Source organism: Streptomyces gelaticus, assembly GCF_014649535.1.
In the GTDB taxonomy this organism is placed as follows: Bacteria; Actinomycetota; Actinomycetes; order Streptomycetales; family Streptomycetaceae; genus Streptomyces; species Streptomyces gelaticus.
Genome location: NZ_BMTF01000013.1, coordinates 161,362 through 180,123, shown reverse-complemented (window position 1 = coordinate 180,123; position 18,762 = coordinate 161,362). Strand labels below are relative to the sequence as shown.

Below are 18,762 nucleotides of genomic sequence, written 5' to 3'. Positions count from 1 at the left end.
AGACATGTGAAGGAACATCGAATCTTGTGGAGGTGCCGTGCGCAAGAGCAAGGCGATTTTGGGCCGTTCTCCACGAAGATGCAGGAACAGGCCGAAACATGGGGCAGCCCCCGGAATCGTGAGGGGATTCCGGGGGCCGTACCGCGGCGGGCTGTTGACCCCACAGGTCAGGGCGGATGTCCGAGAGCCCGGCCGCGGGGCGTGCGGGGCGCACCCCGCGGGGTGCGCCCGGGGGCGTCAGCCCAGGCGCTCGACCAGCGCGCGGTACTCGTCCCACAGCTCCTTCGGCGTGTGGTCACCGAAGGTGTTGAGGTGCTCGGGAACCAGCGCCGCCTCCTCGCGCCAGACCTCCTTGTCGACGTCGAGCAGGAAGTCCAGGTCGGACTCGGAGAGGTCCAGGCCGTCGGTGTCGAGGGAGTCCTTGGCCGGCAGGATGCCGATCGGGGACTCGACGCCCTCGGCCTTGCCGTCGAGGCGCTCGACGATCCACTTCAGGACACGGCTGTTCTCACCGAAGCCGGGCCACACGAACTTGCCCGCGTCGTTCTTGCGGAACCAGTTCACGTAGTAGATCTTCGGGAGCTTGGCCTGGTCCTTGTCGGCACCGACCTTGATCCAGTGGTTCATGTAGTCGCCCATGTTGTAGCCGCAGAACGGCAGCATGGCGAACGGGTCGCGGCGCAGCTCGCCGACCTTGCCCTCGGCGGCGGCGGTCTTCTCGGAGGCCACGTTGGCCCCGAGGAAGACGCCGTGCTGCCAGGTGAAGGACTCGGTGACCAGCGGGACGGCCGAGGCGCGGCGGCCGCCGAAGAGGATGGCCGAGATCGGCACGCCCTTCGGGTCCTCCCACTCGGGCGCGATGATCGGGCACTGGCCGGCCGGAACGGTGAAGCGGGCGTTGGGGTGGGCGGCCGGGGTGTCGGACGCGGGCGTCCAGTCGTTGCCCTTCCAGTCGGTGAGGTGGGCCGGAGCGGTCTCCGTCATGCCCTCCCACCACACGTCGCCGTCGTCGGTGAGCGCGACGTTGGTGAAGACGGAGTTGCCCCACATGGTCTTCATGGCGTTGGCGTTGGTGTGCTCGCCGGTGCCGGGCGCGACGCCGAAGAAGCCCGCCTCCGGGTTGATCGCGTACAGCCGGCCGTCCTCGCCGAAACGCATCCAGGCGATGTCGTCGCCGATGGTCTCCACGGTCCAGCCGGGGATCGTCGGCTCCAGCATGGCGAGGTTGGTCTTGCCACAGGCGGACGGGAACGCGGCCGCGACATACTTCGCCTCACCCTGCGGCGGGGTGAGCTTGAGGATCAGCATGTGCTCGGCGAGCCAGCCCTCGTCACGCGCCATGACGGAGGCGATGCGCAGCGCGTAGCACTTCTTGCCGAGCAGGGCGTTGCCGCCGTAGCCGGAGCCGTAGGACCAGATCTCGCGGTCCTCGGGGAAGTGCGAGATGTACTTGGTGGAGTTGCACGGCCACGGAACGTCCTCCTGGCCCTCCTCCAGGGGTGCGCCCAGCGTGTGGACGGCCTTGACGAAGAAGCCGTCGGTGCCGAGCTCGTCCAGGACGGCCTGTCCCATGCGGGTCATGGTGCGCATCGAGACGGCGACGTACGCGGAGTCGGTGATCTCGACACCGATCGCGGAGAGCGGGGAACCGACCGGGCCCATGCAGAACGGGACGACGTACATCGTGCGACCGCGCATCGAGCCGCGGAAGACACCCTGCTCACCAGTGAAGATGGCCCGCATCTCGGCGGGCGCCTTCCAGTGGTTCGTCGGACCGGCGTCCTCCTCCTTCTCGGAGCAGATGAACGTGCGGTCCTCGACACGGGCGACATCGCTCGGGTCGGACGCGGCGTAGTACGAGTTCGGGCGCTTGGTCTCGTCCAGCTTCGTGAACGTGCCCTTGGCCACGAGCTCCCCGCACAGGCGCTCGTACTCGGCCTCGGATCCGTCGCACCAGACCACCCGGTCCGGCTCGGTTATCGCTGCGATCTCGTTCACCCAGGAAATGAGCTCCTGGTGATCGGTGGGGACAGTGAGGGGAGCCGCGATGTCGCGCGCCACGATCGCTCCTTGATGAGGGTGTCTGTTTGGTAGTTGCCCCGTGGGGGCTGCGACCCGGATGCTTCTACCCCTTCGAATCCCGTTGGCGCTCATCCGGTGCCGACCGCACTCATTTGATCATCCGACCGTTTCGCCCATATGTCCAGGGGGACGCCCACGTGAGCATTGCCACTCGTGCCGGTTACCTACGGTCGCGTAGGTACGATGCGGGAATGACTGCTGCCGCCGCCGCGCCCGGGTCCGCCGGGCTGGAACCAGCCGAGTCCGACCCCGCCCCGGTGAAGCCGCGGATGCGTGGCTGGCTGCACGCCGGAATGTTCCCCGCCGTGATCGTCGCGGGGGTGGCGCTGATCGCGTTCACGGACAGCGCCCTCGGGCGGATCGCCTGTGGCATCTACACCCTGACCGCGTGCCTGCTGTTCGGAGTGAGCGCGCTCTACCACCGGGGCACCTGGGGTCCGCGCGGCGAGGCGGTGCTCCGTCGGCTCGACCACGCCAACATCTTCCTGATCATCGCGGGCACCTACACCCCGCTGACCCTGCTGCTGCTCCCCGAGTCCACCGGGACCCCGCTGCTGTGGGCTGTCTGGGCCGCCGCCGCGGCGGGGATCGCCTTCCGGGTGTTCTGGGTCGGCGCCCCGCGCTGGCTCTACACGCCCTGCTACCTGGCGATGGGCTGGGCCGCGGTCTTCTTCCTGCCGGACTTCATGCGGACCGGCGGGATCGCCGTACTGGTGCTGGTCGTGGTCGGCGGGCTGCTCTACAGCGCCGGGGGCGTCATCTACGGCATCAAGCGGCCCAACCCCTCACCGCGGTGGTTCGGCTTCCACGAGGTGTTCCACTCGCTGACCCTGGCGGCCTTCGTGGTGCACTACGTCGGCATCTCCCTGGTGGCCTACAACCACCACTGAGCACCGCTCCCGACCGGTGCCGGCGGCGCGCCGATGCCCGACAATGACGACCATGGCCGCCACCTCCCGTACCCCTTCCGTTTCCGTTCCGGGAATTCCTCCGCAGCCGGGGCTGCGCGAGCGGAAGAAGCTCAGGACCCGGACCGAGATCCGCCGGGCCACCTACCGGCTGATCGCGGAGCAGGGGTACGACGCGACGACGGTCGAGCAGATCGCGGAGGCGGCCGAGGTGTCACCCAGCACCGTCTTCCGGTACTTCCCGGCCAAGGAGGACATCGTCCTCTCCGACGAGTACGACCGGGCCCTGGCCGCCGCTCTGCGCGCCCGCCCGGCCGGTGAACCGCCGCTGGAGTCGCTCCGGCAGGTGCTGACCGGCACGCTCGCCGCCTTCCTGGCCACCGGGGAACAGGAGCTGCGGCAGCGCGCCCGGCTGATGGTGGAGGTCCCCGCGCTCCGGGTCCGGATGGCGCAGAGCATGGCGGACACGGCGAAGGAGCTGGCCGGTGTGCTCGCCGCCCGCGGCGGGCGCGCCCCCGACGACCTGGCGGTCCGGGTGTTCGTCGCGGCGGTGCTGGGCGCAGTGCGCGAGGTGACGCTGTACTGGGGCGAGCACGGCCAGCAGGGCGACCTGGTCGCGATGGTGGGCCAGGCGCTGGACACCCTGGAGGGCGGCCCGGCGCTGTGACCCCGCGTCAGGCCCCGCCGCCCCCGAGGGTGCGCGCCAGCTCCTGCGCGTCGGTGGTCGGCGCGTCGCACACGAAGTGCCTGCACACGTACGCCGTCGGAGCCCCGCCCACCATCGGCCGGTCCGCCAGCAGCGGGAACTCGGCCCCGCCCGTCTCCCCCACCGCCACCACGGCACCCGGCGCGGTGCCCAGCAACGCCGTACGGTGCAGCTCGCCGCCGACCGGCCCGGCGACCGCGACCTCGCGGGGGCCGTCGAGCAGGGCCTCCGCGACGGCGAGCCCCCAGCCGGTGAACCGGGGAACCCGCGGCCCGAGCGCCTTCACCACACCCAGCGCGCCCTCCCCGGCGGTGCGATGGGCCTCGGAGCCGGTGTGCGCGGCGTACGAGAGCAGCGCCCCGGCCGCCGCCGTCCAGCCCGCCGGGGTCGCGTTGTCGGTGGGGTCCTGCGGGCGGCGGATGAGCTGCTCGGCGTCGTCCGCCGTGTCGTAGAGCCGGCCGCCCTCCCCGGTGAAGTGCTGGAGCACGATGTCGAGCAGGAAGCCGGCGAACTCCAGCCAGACGCCCTCGCCGGTGACCGAGGCCAGGGCGAGGAAGCCCTCGGCCACGTCGCCGTAGTCCTCCAGGACCCCGGCGTGCCCGCCGGCCCGCCCGTCCCTGGACGTGCGGTCCAGCCGGGCGACGTCACCCATGTGCACCCGCACCAGCAGGTCCGCCGCCTCGGTGGCGCGCTCGACGAGGTCGGGCCGCTCGAAGTACGCCCCGGCCTCGGCGAGCGCGGCGATCGCCAGCCCGTTCCAGGCGGCGACCACCTTGTCGTCCCGGCCGGGACGCGGGCGCAGCTCACGGGCGGCCAGCAGCGCGGCCCGCACCCGGGCGACCCGGTCCGCGTCCGCCACGGCGCCCGCGAGCGGCAGCTGGAGGACCGAGGAGCCCTCCTCGAAGGTGCCCTCCCGCGTCACCCCGAAGTACTCCTCGGCGAAGGCGGCGTCCTCCTCCCCGAGGACCTCCCGCAGCTGTTCGGGCGTCCACACGTAATACGCGCCCTCGACATGCCGCCCGGTCCCGTCCTCGCTGTCCGCGTCGAGCGCGGAAGCGAAACCGCCCTCGGCGGTGCGCAGTTCGCGCACCATGAAGTCGGCGGTCTCCAGCGCGACCCGGCGGGCCTGCTCCGATCCGGTGGCCCGCCACAGATGCGCGTACACGCGACAGAGCAGCGCGTTGTCATAGAGCATCTTCTCGAAGTGGGGAACTGCCCACTCCCGGTCCACCGAGTAACGGGCGAAGCCCCCGCCGAGCTGGTCGTACATCCCGCCCCGGGCCATCGCCACGCAGGTGTCGACGGCCATCTGGAGTGCGCCCTCCGCCCCGGTGCGGGCGTGGTGCCGCAGCAGGAACTCGATGGTCATGGACGGCGGGAACTTGGGCGCCCCGCCGAATCCGCCGTGCTTCTCGTCGTACTCGCGGGTGAGTCCGAGCAGCGCCTGCGCCAGCTCCGCCTCGCCCGGCAGGCCCTCGTCGCCGTGGGCGAGGGTGCGCCGGGTGAGGTCGCGGACGATGCTCCCGGCGACCTCGGTGACCTCGTCGCGCCGTTCGGTCCAGGCGACCGAGACCCCTTCGAGAACCTGCTGGAAGGAGGGCATGCCGTGCCGGGGCTCGGGCGGGAAGTACGTACCGAAGTAGAAGGGTTCGGCGTCGGCGGTCAGGAAGACGGTCATCGGCCAGCCGCCCTGGCCGGTCGCCGCCTGCACGGCCTCCATGTACACGGCGTCGACGTCGGGCCGTTCCTCGCGGTCGACCTTCACCGGAACGAAGTGCTCGTTCAGATAGGCCGCGACCCGGTCGTCCTCGAAGGACTCGTGCGCCATCACATGACACCAGTGGCAGCTCGCGTAGCCGACACTGAGCAGCACGGGCACGTCCCGCCTGCGGGCCTCCTCGAACGCCTCGGGCGACCAGGGCCACCAGTCGACAGGATTGTCGGCATGCTGGAGGAGGTACGGGGAAGTCTCACGGTCCAGGCGATTCGGCATGGCCTCATCCTCTCTCAACCCCGGTTGATCGCATCACTCTCCCGCGCTGACGCGCCGTACGCGGGAGACCGGGCGGCGATGTCGGCCGATGCCGTCGCAAGCGTCGCATCCGGAGGGGGACACACATGCGGGACAGCCATCGGGCCGAAGCCGAAGGGCTGTTGGTACGGGCCGTGGAGGAGGAGGTGCGCCGCTCGGGCGGCCGGGCCGACGCCGCCACACTGACGGCGCGCGGGCGGGCCGCGCTGGATTCGCTGGCGTCCGCCGCGGCGGACGAGTACGCCGCGTATCTCCAGGCGCTGGACGCGGCGGAGGCCGAGGCGCGGCCGTTGTCGCAGCGGTTCAGCCGGGCGGCGATGGGAACTCCCCTGCTGGTCACCGGAGTTGCCGCTATCGCCGCCTTCGGTGCGGATGTCACCTTCGGTACGGCGACCGGTCCGGCGCTCGGCGCGGGCGCCGTCGTCGCGGTCGCGGGGGCCACCGCCACCGTCGCCAAGGTCACCGCGTCCCACTGGCCCGCCGCCCACCGGCGGGCCGGCGCGCTCGGGCAGCCCGGCGGTGCCGAACAGCTGCGGCTCCAGTGGCTGGCGGCGCTGGAGGTGCGGGGCATCCGCCCCTTCATCGACCAGCAGCGGATACTCACCGCCTCGTCCCGCACCCCGGCGAAGAAGGTTCCGGCGCAGTCGCGGACCGCTCCGTCGCCGCGCCGCACGGACCGCAGCGCGGCAGCCCGTACGCGCTCGCTGCTGGAGCAGTCGTTCGGCCATCTGCCCGCCTCCGACGGGCCGTTCGCGGGACGGCGGGCCGAGCTGGAGCAGATCGCCCGGTGGGTGCGGGAGGCCCGCGCGTCGACGGAGACCAAGCCGGTCGTCGTCGTCCTGCACGGCACGCCCGGCTCGGGCCGCACCACGCTCGCGGTGCGGGCCGCACACAGCCTGAAGGACCTGTTCCGGGGTGCCTGCGTGGTGGATCTGCGCGGCGATGTGGCCAAAGAGGCGCCGCTGCCGACCCGGGACGCGCTGCTGCACCTGCTGAACCGGCTGGGCGCGCCCCGTGAGCAGCTGCTGTTCCGGGAAGGGGCGTCCGCCGAGCACCAGGTGCGGCGGCTGAGCGAGCTGTACCACCAGCATCTGACCGGCACCCCGGTGACGATCGTCCTGGACGACGCGGGCGACGCGGAGCAGATCCGCACCCTGGTCCCCGAGCGTTCCGACAGTCTCGTCCTGGTCACCGCCCGCGAGCCCCTGGAGCTGCCGGCCGACCTCCCGGCCCGGGTCCATCTGCTGCCGGTCGGGGCGCTGGACGCGGCCGGCGCGGAGGAACTGCTGCGCGAGGCGGCTCAGGCCGAGGAGGAGGGGCCGTACGACGCGCGGGCCACGGACACCGTCGTCGAGCTGTGCGGCGGTCTGCCGCTCGCGCTGCGGATCGCGGGCTCCTCGCTCGGGGCACGCACCCGCGGCGCGCTGGCCGCCGGCCTCGCGGAGTACGGACCGGTCGCCCCGGTCGAGCGGGCTCTGTGGCTGCGCTACACCGACCAGTCCGAGCAGGCGCGGCGGCTGCTGCGCCGGCTGGCGCTGGCCGGGCGGGCGAGCCTGGGCGCCGCCGCGGCGGCGGCGCTGCTCTCCGCCGACGAGCAGGAGGCCGAGCGGCTGCTGAAGGCTTTGGCGGGCGCCGGGCTGCTGACCCGTGTACGGGGCTCGCGCTACCGGCTGCACGATCTCGCGCGGGGTTTCGCCCTGGCCCGGCTGCTGGACGAGGAGGAGGCGGCGGACCGTGGCACGGCGCAGGAGCGGCTGATCCGGAACTACGCGGACCTGGCCGGTGCCGTGATCCGCATGGTGGACGGCAAGATGTCCACCCGGGCCGGGCAGTTCGGCTCGCACGGCTTCGGTTCGCTGGACTCGGCGCTGCGCTGGCTGGACGACGAGTCGAGCTTCATCACCTCCGCACTGCGGCACGCCGAGGGCGTCGACCAGAGCGCCGTGCTGGACCTGCTGGGCGCCCTGTGCGACTACTGTCTGCTGCGCGGCGACCTCTACCGGCTGGGCGAGATCAGCGAGCTGACGCAGGCGGTGGACCAGGGGCTGCTGGAGCGGTCGGTGCAGTGGCGTACCGGCATCGCGGCCCGTCAGCTCGGTGAGCTGGACAAGGCCAGGACCACTCTGTCGTCGGTCGTCGGCCTGTACCGCGAGGCGCAGAACGGGCCGGGTACGGCGCTGGCGCTCTGCTCGCTCGGCATCACCCTGCACCACCAGGGCAATCTGACCGAGGCGTCGGCGCGGCTGCGCGAGGCGATCGAGCTCCAGGCCTCCGAGGAGCAGGCGGAGGACCGGGCCTGGTCGATGCACGCGCTGGCGGCCGTCGAACGCGACCGGGCCCGGATCGCGGAGGCGCTGACCCTGCTGGACACCGCGCTGGCCCTGCACCGGGAGGGCGAGTCGCTGCACGGCGAGGCGTGGACCCGGTTCCAGCTCGGTCAGACCCTGCTGCGGATGGGCGAGGTGGAGCGGGCCGAGGACGCGCTGCGTCAGGCCCTGGATCTGTACGGCCGTACCCGTGACGAGCGGGGCGAGGCGTGGGCGCTGACCCAGCTGGCCCGCGCCCGGCTCCTGGACGGCGACCCGGCCCCGGCGGTGGAGCAGCTGGACCGGGCGCTGGCCCGCCACCGGGACAACGAGGACGCGCGCGGCGAGGCGTGGACGCTGTTCTATCTGGGCCAGGCCCTGGAGGAGAGCGGCGACACCGACCGGGCGGTCCGGCAGCTGGAGCGGGCCCGCACGATGTTCTCCCGGATGCGGGACGTGTACGGGCTGGCCTGTGCCCGCCACCACTCGGGCCGGGTCACCCGTGACCAGCGGGCGGCCCGGACCGGGAACCTGCGCAACTCGGGCTTCGCCCGCCAGCTCCTGGTGGACGCCCGCGCCGACTTCCGGCGCATCGGGGTGGCCCACGGCGAGGCGTGGACGTGCCTGGAGCTGGCCCTGATCGACGCGGGCAACAACCGGGCCCCGCAGGCGCTGGAGCTGTGCGGTGAGGCGGTGGAGCTGTTCGGCTCGTACGGGGACGCGCGGGGCGCGGACTGGGCCCGCTTCCTGCGCTGCACGCTGCTGCCCTACGCGTCGCCGGGCGGCAGCGAGGTGGGAACGGCGGTGGCGCAGCAGGAGCTGGCCGAGCTGCTGGGGGCCGGGCATCCGGCGCGCGACGGCAAGCTGGAGGACTGCGCGGAGGCGTACACGGTGGTGCTGAACCGCGGCGTGGACCTGGAGGACGGCTGGCAGGCGTGGCGCCTGGGCATGACGCCCACACGTCATGCCCGGGAGGTCATGGGCGTACCGGTCCCGGCCGGGTACGGCCCGTCCGGCGGCTGAGGCCGGCGCCGGGCCCGGCCGGACCGACGCCGGGCGGGCCGGCACAGGCCGGATCCGACACCGACCGACGCCGAGCGCCGGGCCGTCCCCGTACGTTCCGGGGCCGGCCCGCCCGCTTCCGCGTCTGCCTCTGCTGCTACTTCCGCTTCGCGGAGCCCGCCCCGGCGGTGGCGTCGACCGCCTCCGCGTCCGGGTCCGGGGCCTCCTCGAAGTCGACCTTGCCCATGTGCCGGTTCATGGACTTCATCAGCAGCCACACGCCTACGGCGAGCGCCGCGAAGACGATGAAGCCGAGAACGCCGGGGGTCACCTTGTTCTTGTCGAACTCTTCGGCGAGCGGAACGAGATCGGTCAGTGCCTGGGTCGCGTACATATCAGGCATTGTCGCGGATGCCCGCGAAGAGGTCGCTCTCGGGGAGGGAGGTATCGACGAGAGACTTCGCCAGCTCGTACTCCTCGGTCGGCCAGACCTCCTTCTGGATATCCATCGGAACGCGGAACCAGCCGCCGTCCGGGTCGATCTGCGTGGCGTGCGCGATCAGCGCCTTGTCACGGATCTCGAAGAAGTCCGCACACGGAACGTGCGTGGTCAGCGTGCGCTCGTCGCGCTCGAACTCCTTCCAGCGCTTGAGCCATTCACCGTACGGCGACTCCAGACCGCGGGCCAGCAGCGCCTCGTGCAGCGCCACCGTGCGCGGCCGGTTGAAGCCCTGGTTGTAGTAGAGCTTCTGCGGCTGCCAGGCCGGGCCGAACTCCGACTCGGGGAACGTCTCGGTGTCCGCCGCACCGTCGAAGGCGATCATCGTGATCTTGTGGGTCATGATGTGGTCGGGGTGCGGGTACCCGCCGTTCTCGTCGTACGTGGTGACGACCTGCGGCCGGAAGGCGCGGATGCTGCGGACGAGCCGGCCCGCGGCCTTCTCCTCGTCCTCCAGGGCGAAGCAGCCCTCGGGCAGCGGGGGCAGCGGGTCGCCCTCGGGCAGGCCCGAGTCGACGAAGCCGAGCCACTCCTGGCCGACGCCCAGGATCTCCCGGGCCTCGTCCATCTCCTTCCTGCGCACCTCGTGGATGTTCTCCTCGATGTACGGGTCTCCCTGGAGCTTCGGATTGAGGATGGAGCCGCGCTCGCCCCCCGTGCAGGTCACCACCAGCACGTCCACCCCCTCGGACACGTACTTCGCCATGGTGGCCGCGCCCTTGCTCGACTCGTCGTCGGGGTGGGCGTGGACGGCCATCAGTCGCAGCTGCTCGGTCAAGACTCGATCCTCAGTGATTCGGCATGTAGGCAGGCTTCTATAGTGACCGAACCGGGGGGTGGAAAAATTCCTCGATCCCCGGCACGGGAGGAACGATCATGACCGCGGTGCGTGAAGCGCCTCCGGAGAACCGCTACGGCCGCTCCGCGGACGAGCGCGCGGACCGCCGGCTCAAGATGGTCGGCTCGGTGCTGGGCGTCGTGCTCCTGGGTGTGGTCGGCTGGATCGGTTACGACTACGTCACCGGTCAGGGAATCAGCGCCGAGGTGATCAAGCGCAAGGTCGTCTCCGACCAGCGGGTCGACATCCACCTCGAAGTGCGCAAGGACAAGGACGCCAAGGGCTACTGCACCCTGCGCGCGCAGCACGAGGACGGCCGCGACGTGGCCCGCAAGGACTTCCGCTTCGACGAGCGCACCGACCGGATCGACCGCATCGTGACGCTGCGCACGACATCCAGGGCGACCGGCGTCGAGCTGCTGGGCTGCACCGTCGACGACGGGGCTTCCCACTGACCGGCGCACGCCGTCCCTGACCCACTGTTTCCCGGCCCGACCTGCGCAAACGCGGTCCCGGTGATTTACCTTCTCCCCCTTTTCCTGGGGAATTGTTAGGCTCGTGGTTTCGCCCACCCGTGGTGGCACATGCTTACGGGTAGGGCGATGCTTTGTATTCCCAGTACCGACGAGGAGCACCCTGTGACCCAGACCAGCGAAAACGTCACCTGGCTCACGCAGGAGGCGTACAACCAGCTCAAGGCCGAGCTGGAGTACCTGTCTGGTCCCGCGCGCACGGAGATCGCCGTAAAGATCGCGGCGGCCCGTGAGGAGGGCGACCTGCGAGAGAACGGCGGGTACCACGCGGCCAAGGAGGAGCAGGGCAAGATGGAGCTCCGGGTGCGCCAGCTGACCCAGCTCCTGGAGCACGCGAAGGTCGGCGAGGCACCTGCCGACGACGGTGTGGTCGAGCCCGGCATGGTCGTGACGATCGCCTTCGACGGCGACCCGGACGACACGATGACCTTCCTGCTCGCCTCCCGCGAGTACGCGAGCTCGGACATCGAGACGTACTCCCCGCAGTCGCCGCTCGGCACCGGCGTGAACGGCAAGCGGATGGGCGACGACGCCGAGTACGAGCTGCCGAACGGCAAGACGGCCACCGTGAAGATCCTCGCGGCGAAGCCGTACACCGGCTGATCCCGCACCGGTGCGAGGAGCCCCCGGCCCGACGGGCCGGGGGCTCCTCGCCTGCGCGGCGCCGTTCGCCTTCGTGCCCACCGAGAACATGGCCGGCTGGCTCCAGGCGTCCGACGGCGACACGCCCGGGTTGCCGAAGAGCACCCGGCACGCCTGGACGGTGGCGCTGAACGGATTCCATTCGGCGATCGGCTGGAGCATCGCGTCGCCGACAACGACCCGCGCAGCGCCGGGACGGGCCGGTCCGTCCCGGTACGGGTCAGTCCATCACCAGATAGCCCGCGTCACGCAGTGCCGCCGAGACCTCCGTGCAGTGCTCCGGCCCCTTCGTCTCCAACTGGAGCTCCACCTCGACCTCGGTGAGCCCGAGCCGGGGATCGGTCCGCACATGACCGATGTCGAGCACATTGGCGTCGACCACGGAAAGCACGCCCAGCAGGGTGGCCAGCGCACCGGGACGGTCGCTCAGACGCAGCCGCAGACTCAGATAGCGGCCGGCCGCCACCATGCCGTGGGTCAGGATGCGCTGCATCAGCAGCGGGTCCACATTGCCGCCCGAGAGCAGCGCGACCACCGGCCCGCGGAACGACTTCGGATCGCTCAACAGGGCCGCGACCGGGCTCGCACCGGCCGGCTCCACCACCAGCTTCGCCCGCTCCAGACAGAGCAGCAGCGCACTGGACAGCTCGTCCTCGGAGACCGTACGGACCTCGTCGACCAGCTCCCTGACCAGCTCGAACGGCACATCACCGGGGCGCCCCACCTTGATGCCGTCCGCCATCGTGTTCAGCGAACCGACCGACACCGGATGCCCCACGGCCAGCGAAGGCGGATAGCAGGCCGCACCCGCCGCCTGCACCCCGACGATCCGCACATCGGGCCGGACCGCCTTGACCGCCACCGCGATGCCCGCCGCGAGACCGCCGCCGCCGATCCCCACGACGACGGTGCGCACCTCGGGGCACTGTTCGAGGATCTCCAGGCCCACCGTGCCCTGTCCGGCGATGATGTCCGGGTGGTCGAAGGGGTGGATGAAGACCGCACCCGTCTCCTGCGCGTACTCCTGCGCGGCGGCCAGCGTCTCGTCGACGACATGTCCGTGCAGCCGGACCTCGGCCCCGTACTGGCGGGTGGCGGCCACCTTCGGCAGCGGTGCCCCGACCGGCATGAAGACCGTCGACCGTACGCCGAGCAGCGCAGACGCGAGTGCGACACCCTGCGCATGGTTTCCGGCGCTCGCGGCGACGACTCCGGCCGCCCGCTCCACCGGGGACAGGCCCGCGATCCGTACATACGCACCACGCAGTTTGAACGAGCCGGTCCGCTGGAGGTTCTCGCACTTGAGATGGACCGGCGCGCCCACGAGCTCGCTCAGGTGGCGGCTGCCTTCCATGGCGGTCACCCTGGCCACACCGGAGAGCATCTTCTGCGCCCCGCGGACGTCGTCGAGGATCACTGGGGGAAAGTGGCCGGTCGTACGGAAGTTCATACCGTAAGTCTTGCAGCTCGGCCCGCGGGTTCCCGCCGCCCGACGCGGCGCCGGCCGCCGTGTCCGGCACCCTCCTGGGCCGTTGTCCACAGGTTTGTGCAGCGCTGGTACGCGTTGCCCCGTGGCCGCGTACTCTGTCCCCCACCCATCCGACACCGCACGAAGAGAGCCCCCGGCCATGCCCCCTCAGGACATGACGACAGCTGCGTCTCCTTCCGGGGGCGCCGCCCCCGAACCCACGGGTTCCGAACACGTCCTCGACGCTCTGCAGCACCAGGTCGCGGTATTCGCCCGCCGTGCCGAGCAGACCCGCCTCGGCGGGGTCGGTCAGGTGCGCAATTCCATGGACCGGGCCGCCTATCTGCTGCTCAACCGGCTGGACCGGGAAGGTCCGATGGGCGTCAAGGCACTCGCCGCGGGCATGGGAATCGACTCCTCGACCGTGACCCGGCAGGTCGCACCGCTCGTCGACACCGGCCTGGTCAAACGCACCTCGCACCCCGAGGACGGCCGGGCCGTCGTGCTCCAGCTCTCCCCGCGCGGCCAGGCACGGCTGGAAGAGGTCCGCAGCTCCCGGCGCGAGCTCATGACCCAGGTGACGGACGACTGGACGGCCGAGGAGCGCGAGACGTTCTGCGCGCTGCTCACCCGGTTCAACGCCTCCCTCGCCGCCCGCCAGGCCGCGCACCACGCACCCCCCGCCGGCTGACGCGGTCGCCGGGCCCGGGACGGACTTGCTGCACACCTCTTGACCGGGAGCCCCGCAGCGGCTCGTATGTGGACTGTGCGAGAGCGCCAGACGGGCCGGGAGCGGGGCCGCGCCCAGGAATTCGAGACCTTCGTCGCGGGCGCGGCCGGCCGCCTGCTGCACACCGCCACGCTGCTCACCGCCGAGCCCATGCGTCCGCCGGGAGCCAACCCCCGCGCCCAGCGGCTGCTCACGGCCGCCCTGGCGCACACCTACGCGCAGTGGGACCGGCTGCGCGGCGAGGACCCCTACGACCGCACCCGGCGCGAACTCGCCACCCGGTTCGCCCACGAGGTCTGGCGGCACCACCGGCCGCGCGGCGGGCTGCTGGACCCCCTGACACCGCAGGAGCGCCTCGTCCTCGTGCTGCGGCTGTACGAGGGGGTCGCGGAGGAGCAGACCGCGGCGCTGATCGGCCTTCCGGTGGAGCGGGTGCGGGCGGTCTGCAACCGCTCGGTGGCCACGATGCGCGGCACCCGCCGGCCCACGGCGCGGCGCGGCACACCGGGTCCGCCGCTGGGGGTGGCGCGGTGAGCCGCGGCGGCGACCGGGAGGACGAGGTCCGGCGGATGCTGGACGGTCCGCATCCGCAGGTGCCCGCCGATCTGGCGCGGTGGGCGGCGGAGCGCGGCAGCGGGATGCTGCGCCGGCGGCTGTTCGCCCGCCGGCTGATGCTGCTGGTGGCGTGCGCCGCGGTGGTGGCCTTCACGGTCTGGGCGATGGCGGCGCATCCCTGGCAGGTGCCTCCCGCCGAGACGACGCCGTCGGAGGGCTGGTGAGCGGCGATCACGGGGCGGGCGGCCGAACTACCCTGGAATGGGCGGCACGCGCAATCGGCCGAGGAGGCTGCAATGACCAGGAAGATCGCTGACTGCCGCAAGCATCCGAGCGTGTCGCACTGCTCGCTCACCATCTCCGGTGAGGAGGAGGAAGTCGTACGGGCCGCGACGGAGCACGCGGTCTCGGTCCACGAGCACACCGACAGCCCGGAACTGCGCGAACAGATCCGGGCGATGCTGGAGGACGAGAAGGCCGATGCCTGACGCCGCCCCGTGGTCCGGCACCTGACCCCGCCCCGTGGTCCGGCACCTGACCCCGCCGCGTACGGCCGACGGCGCTCGGCCCGACCCCGCCGTGTACGTACGGGCGGGCCCGGTCGTTCGGGCCCGCCCGGATTCTTCGCAGGACCCTAGCCGAGCGCCTGCGTCAGGTCGGCCAGCAGGTCGTCGGCGTTCTCGATGCCGACGGAGACGCGTACGAGGTCGGCCGGCACCTCCAGCGGGGAGCCCGCCGCCGAGGCATGCGTCATGCGGCCCGGGTGCTCCACGAGCGACTCGACGCCGCCCAGCGACTCACCGAGGGTGAACAGCTTCGCCCGGTTGCAGACCTGGACCGCCGCCTCCTCGCCGCCCTCGACGCGGAAGGACACCATGCCGCCGAACGCCTTCATCTGCTTGGCGGCGATCTCGTGTCCGGGGTGCTCGGGCAGCCCCGGGTAGAGGACCTGGGTCACCTTGGGGTGCCGGGTGAGCAGATCGGTGACCTTGGTGGCGTTCTCGCTGTGCCGGTCCATGCGGACCGCCAGGGTCTTGATGCCGCGCAGCACCAGCCAGGCGTCGAACGGTCCGGCGACCGCACCCATCGCGTTCTGGTGGTACGCCAACTCCTCGGCCAGATCGAGGTCGTTGACGATCAACGCGCCGCCGACGACGTCCGAGTGACCGCCCATGTACTTCGTGGTGGAGTGGACCACCACATCGGCACCCAGGGAGAGGGGCTGCTGAAGGTAGGGGCTGGCGAAGGTGTTGTCGACGACCAGGCGCGCACCCGCGGCGCGGGCCACACCGGCGATCGCGGCGATGTCGGTGATGCCGAGCAGCGGGTTGGACGGGGTCTCCACCCAGATCGCCTTGGTGCGCGGGGTGATCGCCGCCCGTACCGCCGCCACGTCCGAGGTGTCGGCGACGGAGAACTCGACGCCCCAGCGCGAGACGACCTTCGCGAACAGCCGGAACGTGCCGCCGTAGGCGTCGTTCGGGATGACCACGTGGTCGCCGGGGGTCAGCAGCGTACGGAGCAGGCAGTCCTCGGCGGCCAGGCCGGAGGCGAAGGCGAGCCCGCGGCGGCCGCCCTCCAGGGCCGCGAGGTTCTCCTCCAGGGCGGTACGGGTCGGGTTGGCGCTGCGGCTGTACTCGTAGCCGCCGCGCAGTCCGCCCACGCCGTCCTGTTTGTACGTGGACACCTGGTAAATGGGCGGAACAACGGCGCCGGTGAGGGGATCGGCGGTGTTTCCCGCGTGGATCGCGAGGGTCTCGAAGCTGTGCTGGTCGCTCATGGGGCCCGAGCGTAGTTCGTCGCGAGGGCGCCCACCGGGCTACCGGGCCGTCCGGTGACAATGGGGGCATGGAGATTCTCTGGTTCCTGATCGCCCTGTGCATGCTCACCGCGGTCGTCGGCCCCTTCGTGCTGCGCCGCCGGGCCGGAATCCGCCAGGTCGCGCCGGGTTCCCCGGACGCCGCGGACCCGGACGCCTACGGCTTCGTGCGCCAGGAGGAGCTGGACATCCGGCTGCCGGGCCCGGATCAGGATCTTCTCGATGTGCTCGATGTCGTGCAGCGTTCCCAGGACTGGCGGGCGGCCTCGCAGTTGCTGGCCGGTACGCCCAAGGAGGGCGAGGTGCGGTGGCAGCGGGTGCAGGCCTTCGCCGGTGCCGCCTCGCTGGAGCTGGCGCAGCAGCCCGGGGTCGGTGGCGCGTGGCTGCGCAGGTGGCGGGCCGAGGCGCCGAAGGACGCGGGCGGTGCGGCGGTGCACGCGGAGTTCCTGGTGCAGCAGGCGTGGCGCTCGTCGACCGCGGGGACGGACGACTTCCGGATCATCCTGGAGGAGGCCCGTACGGTCTGCGGCGAGGCGGCGCTGCTGGCGCCGGGCGACCCCGTTCCGTACATCGTCGAGCTCGCGGTCTCCCGCGGACTCGGCTACTCCCACGAGGAGTTCGACCGGCTCTGGGCGAAGGTGATGGACCGGGCGCCGGCCCACATGGGCGCGCACATCGCCGCGCTGCACTACTGGTGCGAGAAGTGGCACGGCTCGCGCGAGGAGGCCGACCGCTTCGCCACCTCGGCCGCCGCCCGCGCCCCGCAGGGCTCGCTGCTGGCCGCACTGCCGCTCTTCGCGGTGTACGAGCATCTGCCCGAGGTCAATCTGGTGCAGGGCTTCTACCGCAGCCTGGTGGTGACCAAGGCGGTCGAGGGCGCCCTGTTCGCGGTGCACGCGGCCCGCCCCGACGACCCGATGCTCGCGCACGTACGCCATCTGCTGGTGCTCTTCCTCGTCCGGATGGAACGCTGGTCGGAGGCGATGACCCAGCTCGTCCACATCGACGGCCACGTGGGCGCGCTGCCGTGGACACAGGACGCCGACCCGGCCGCCGAGTACACGGTGTACCGGGCGCTGGCGGTGGCCGGCTATGAGGCGAACGGCGGCAGTCCGGCGACGCTGCCGCGCTAGCGCGGAATCCGTGGCACGCCCGCCGCGTTGTACGCACTGCACACCCACCCCAGGAGGAGCCCCCGCATGTTCCTGCAACGCCGCACCCCTCAGCTCCCCACCCCGGAAGAGGCACTGAAGGGCCGCCCCACCCCCGAATTCACCGTTCCGTCCCACCACACGGTCCTCGGCAACCCGCTGCTGGGCCCGTACCCGGAGGGTCTGGAGGTCGCGGACTTCGGGCTGGGCTGTTTCTGGGGCGCCGAGCGCAAGTTCTGGCAGACGGACGGCGTCTGGACGACGCTCGTCGGCTACCAGGGCGGCTACACCGAGAACCCCGCGTACGAGGAGGTCTGCTCGGGCCTGACCGGCCACACCGAGGCCGTCCGCGTCGTCTTCGACCCGAGGACCGTCTCGTACCCGGAGCTGCTGAAGCTCTTCTGGGAGTCCCACGACCCGACCCAGGGCTTCCGCCAGGGCAACGACGTGGGCACCCAGTACCGCTCGGCGATCTACACCCACTCCCCCGAGCAGGAGGCCGCGGTGGCCGCCTCCCGCGAGGCGTACCAGAAGGTCCTGACGGCCGCCGGCCACAGCGCGATCACCACGGAGATCCTCCCGGCGGAGGGCCGCACGTTCTGGCCTGCCGAGGGATACCACCAGCAGTACCTGGACAAGAACCCGGCGGGGTACTGCGGCATCGGCGGCACGGGGGTCTCGTGCCCGATCGGGGTGGCTCCGGCCGAGGGGTGAGCGCCGCGCTCGTAGGCGGCGAGCCGGTGCGACTCCGGTGAACCGGGCCGGTCCGGCTGCTGCCCCGTCAATTCCCCGGCTCCGCAGGACAACGGGGCGGGGCCCGCCGGCCGGGTATTCGCTTCTCACCTGAACCGCCCCGTGCGAGAGTCGTACGGTGACTGACTCCCCCAGTGGTTCCGGCCGCGCACTTGACCTGCTGCGCTGGCAGTTCGGCCTGACGTGGTCGCTGTTCGAGTACCACCTGGAGCGGCTCGACCCCGACGACTTCCTGTGGGAACCCGCTGTGAATTGCTGGACGGTGCACCGGGCCGACGACGGGACATGGGCAGTGGACTGGGCGGAGACCGAGCCCGAACCTGTCCCTGTGCCGACCATCGGCTGGCTGAGCTGGCACATCGGCTGGTGGTGGAGCGTGGCCGCGGATCACGCCCATGGGAGAACGCCCCGGGAGCGGGAGAACATCGCCTGGCCCGGCCCGGGGAAGCCGGCCGTCGAGTGGTTGCGCGGCCTGCGTGAGGACTGGCTGGAGGCGCTGGACCGACTCACCCCTGCCGGTCTGGACGCCACCGCCCCGTTCCCGTGGCCGGATGATCCCCGGCACACCGTCGCCCACATGATTGCCTGGGTCAATGCCGAACTGATGAAGAATGCCGCAGAGATCGGCCAGCTCCGTCTCCAGCGGGCCGTCTGCCAGGTACCGGACCGTGCCGTCGATCCCGCCCCTGCCCGGCCGGCACGGACAGCGCCCGTCGCTGCGAACGATCCCGTCGGCGG

General features: G+C 71.7%; 17 protein-coding genes and 2 pseudogenes. 12 read left to right on the top strand and 7 right to left on the bottom strand.

The window, feature by feature from the left end:
- Positions 1-237: 237 nt before the first annotated feature.
- Positions 238-2,061, bottom strand: coding sequence for a phosphoenolpyruvate carboxykinase (GTP) (locus tag IE107_RS20205; protein ID WP_189545214.1), 1,824 nt, complete (start codon positions 2,059-2,061; stop codon positions 238-240).
- A gap of 212 nt (positions 2,062-2,273) precedes the next feature.
- Between IE107_RS20205 and trhA the strand changes: the two genes are divergently transcribed.
- Both trhA and IE107_RS20195 read left to right on the top strand, forming a co-directional pair.
- Positions 2,274-2,972, top strand: coding sequence for a PAQR family membrane homeostasis protein TrhA (trhA, locus tag IE107_RS20200; RefSeq protein WP_189545213.1), 699 nt, complete (start codon positions 2,274-2,276; stop codon positions 2,970-2,972).
- Positions 2,973-3,024: 52 nt separating this feature from the next.
- On the top strand, positions 3,025-3,657 hold the full coding sequence (locus IE107_RS20195; RefSeq protein WP_189545212.1) for a TetR/AcrR family transcriptional regulator: 633 nt from the start codon (positions 3,025-3,027) through the stop codon (positions 3,655-3,657).
- A 7-nt stretch (positions 3,658-3,664) separates the two neighbouring features.
- Here IE107_RS20195 and IE107_RS20190 read toward each other — a convergent pair whose 3' ends face one another.
- Positions 3,665-5,689, bottom strand: coding sequence for a thioredoxin domain-containing protein (locus tag IE107_RS20190; protein ID WP_189545211.1), 2,025 nt, complete (start codon positions 5,687-5,689; stop codon positions 3,665-3,667).
- A 125-nt stretch (positions 5,690-5,814) separates the two neighbouring features.
- On the opposite strand from IE107_RS20190, the gene IE107_RS20185 reads away from it, so the two are divergent.
- The gene (locus IE107_RS20185) at positions 5,815-9,057 is read left to right on the top strand and encodes a tetratricopeptide repeat protein (RefSeq protein ID WP_189545210.1); all 3,243 of its coding nucleotides are present in this window, start codon (positions 5,815-5,817) and stop codon (positions 9,055-9,057) included.
- Between the two features lie 136 nt (positions 9,058-9,193).
- On the opposite strand, the gene IE107_RS20180 is transcribed toward IE107_RS20185, so the two are convergent.
- On the bottom strand, positions 9,194-9,430 hold the full coding sequence (locus IE107_RS20180) for a hypothetical protein (RefSeq protein ID WP_189545209.1): 237 nt from the start codon (positions 9,428-9,430) through the stop codon (positions 9,194-9,196).
- A 1-nt stretch (position 9,431) separates the two neighbouring features.
- A complete protein-coding gene (mca, locus tag IE107_RS20175; RefSeq protein WP_189545208.1) occupies positions 9,432-10,313 on the bottom strand; it encodes a mycothiol conjugate amidase Mca in 882 nt (293 codons plus the stop codon).
- A 98-nt stretch (positions 10,314-10,411) separates the two neighbouring features.
- On the opposite strand from mca, the gene IE107_RS20170 reads away from it, so the two are divergent.
- Both IE107_RS20170 and greA read left to right on the top strand, forming a co-directional pair.
- Positions 10,412-10,828: a DUF4307 domain-containing protein gene (locus IE107_RS20170; protein WP_189545207.1), complete on the top strand. Its 417-nt coding sequence runs from the start codon at positions 10,412-10,414 to the stop codon at positions 10,826-10,828.
- Positions 10,829-11,011: 183 nt separating this feature from the next.
- Positions 11,012-11,509 carry a transcription elongation factor GreA gene (gene greA / locus IE107_RS20165; RefSeq protein ID WP_093550387.1) on the top strand — a complete coding sequence of 166 codons (498 nt, stop codon included), beginning with the start codon at positions 11,012-11,014 and terminating at the stop codon, positions 11,507-11,509.
- A 102-nt stretch (positions 11,510-11,611) separates the two neighbouring features.
- On the opposite strand, the pseudogene IE107_RS35070 reads toward greA, so the two are convergent.
- A pseudogene (locus IE107_RS35070) lies at positions 11,612-11,707 on the bottom strand (ABC transporter permease); the annotation flags it as partial.
- A gap of 61 nt (positions 11,708-11,768) precedes the next feature.
- Positions 11,769-12,998, bottom strand: a complete 1,230-nt coding sequence (gene ilvA / locus IE107_RS20160; protein WP_189545206.1) for a threonine ammonia-lyase — start codon at positions 12,996-12,998, stop codon at positions 11,769-11,771.
- Positions 12,999-13,176: 178 nt separating this feature from the next.
- Here ilvA and IE107_RS20155 point away from each other — a divergent pair, with 178 nt between their 5' ends.
- The 4 genes from IE107_RS20155 (at position 13,177) to IE107_RS20140 (ending at position 14,789) form a co-directional block, all read left to right on the top strand.
- Positions 13,177-13,707 (top strand): MarR family winged helix-turn-helix transcriptional regulator, encoded by a 531-nt coding sequence (locus IE107_RS20155; RefSeq protein WP_189545205.1) that lies wholly within the window; start codon positions 13,177-13,179, stop codon positions 13,705-13,707.
- 75 nt (positions 13,708-13,782) lie between these two features.
- Complete coding sequence (locus IE107_RS20150) at positions 13,783-14,280, top strand: sigma factor-like helix-turn-helix DNA-binding protein (RefSeq protein ID WP_189545204.1); 498 nt, start codon at positions 13,783-13,785, stop codon at positions 14,278-14,280.
- Complete coding sequence (locus IE107_RS20145; protein ID WP_189545203.1) at positions 14,277-14,525, top strand: hypothetical protein; 249 nt, start codon at positions 14,277-14,279, stop codon at positions 14,523-14,525. Before IE107_RS20150 ends, IE107_RS20145 begins: the two co-directional genes overlap by 4 nt.
- A gap of 72 nt (positions 14,526-14,597) precedes the next feature.
- Complete coding sequence (locus tag IE107_RS20140) at positions 14,598-14,789, top strand: DUF1059 domain-containing protein (protein ID WP_189545202.1); 192 nt, start codon at positions 14,598-14,600, stop codon at positions 14,787-14,789.
- A gap of 146 nt (positions 14,790-14,935) precedes the next feature.
- Here the strand turns inward: IE107_RS20140 and IE107_RS20135 are convergent, their stop codons facing one another.
- Positions 14,936-16,081, bottom strand: a complete 1,146-nt coding sequence (locus IE107_RS20135) for a cystathionine gamma-synthase (protein WP_189545201.1) — start codon at positions 16,079-16,081, stop codon at positions 14,936-14,938.
- Between the two features lie 68 nt (positions 16,082-16,149).
- On the opposite strand from IE107_RS20135, the gene IE107_RS20130 reads away from it, so the two are divergent.
- The 3 genes and pseudogenes from IE107_RS20130 to IE107_RS20120 all read left to right on the top strand — a co-directional run.
- Entirely contained in the window at positions 16,150-17,253 is a 1,104-nt protein-coding gene (locus tag IE107_RS20130) for a hypothetical protein (protein WP_189545200.1), read from the top strand.
- 66 nt (positions 17,254-17,319) lie between these two features.
- On the top strand, positions 17,320-17,985 hold the full coding sequence (gene msrA / locus IE107_RS20125) for a peptide-methionine (S)-S-oxide reductase MsrA (RefSeq protein WP_189545199.1): 666 nt from the start codon (positions 17,320-17,322) through the stop codon (positions 17,983-17,985).
- A 196-nt stretch (positions 17,986-18,181) separates the two neighbouring features.
- A pseudogene (locus IE107_RS20120) lies at positions 18,182-18,673 on the top strand (DinB family protein); the annotation flags it as partial.
- Between the last annotated feature and the right edge of the window lie 89 nt (positions 18,674-18,762).

What these genes read in the sequence shown, in the direction of transcription:
- IE107_RS20140 (WP_189545202.1), top strand. Translation starts at nt 14,598, where the DNA reads ATGACCAGGAAGATCGCTGACTGCCGCAAGCATCCGAGCGTGTCGCAC.
- IE107_RS20180 (WP_189545209.1), bottom strand. Translation starts at nt 9,430, where the DNA reads ATGTACGCGACCCAGGCACTGACCGATCTCGTTCCGCTCGCCGAAGAG.
- ilvA (WP_189545206.1), bottom strand. Translation starts at nt 12,998, where the DNA reads ATGAACTTCCGTACGACCGGCCACTTTCCCCCAGTGATCCTCGACGAC.
- IE107_RS20185 (WP_189545210.1), top strand. Translation starts at nt 5,815, where the DNA reads ATGCGGGACAGCCATCGGGCCGAAGCCGAAGGGCTGTTGGTACGGGCC.
- IE107_RS20190 (WP_189545211.1), bottom strand. Translation starts at nt 5,689, where the DNA reads ATGCCGAATCGCCTGGACCGTGAGACTTCCCCGTACCTCCTCCAGCAT.
- trhA (WP_189545213.1), top strand. Translation starts at nt 2,274, where the DNA reads ATGACTGCTGCCGCCGCCGCGCCCGGGTCCGCCGGGCTGGAACCAGCC.
- IE107_RS20130 (WP_189545200.1), top strand. Translation starts at nt 16,150, where the DNA reads ATGGAGATTCTCTGGTTCCTGATCGCCCTGTGCATGCTCACCGCGGTC.
- IE107_RS20135 (WP_189545201.1), bottom strand. Translation starts at nt 16,081, where the DNA reads ATGAGCGACCAGCACAGCTTCGAGACCCTCGCGATCCACGCGGGAAAC.
- IE107_RS20155 (WP_189545205.1), top strand. Translation starts at nt 13,177, where the DNA reads ATGCCCCCTCAGGACATGACGACAGCTGCGTCTCCTTCCGGGGGCGCC.
- IE107_RS20195 (WP_189545212.1), top strand. Translation starts at nt 3,025, where the DNA reads ATGGCCGCCACCTCCCGTACCCCTTCCGTTTCCGTTCCGGGAATTCCT.
- IE107_RS20170 (WP_189545207.1), top strand. Translation starts at nt 10,412, where the DNA reads ATGACCGCGGTGCGTGAAGCGCCTCCGGAGAACCGCTACGGCCGCTCC.
- msrA (WP_189545199.1), top strand. Translation starts at nt 17,320, where the DNA reads ATGTTCCTGCAACGCCGCACCCCTCAGCTCCCCACCCCGGAAGAGGCA.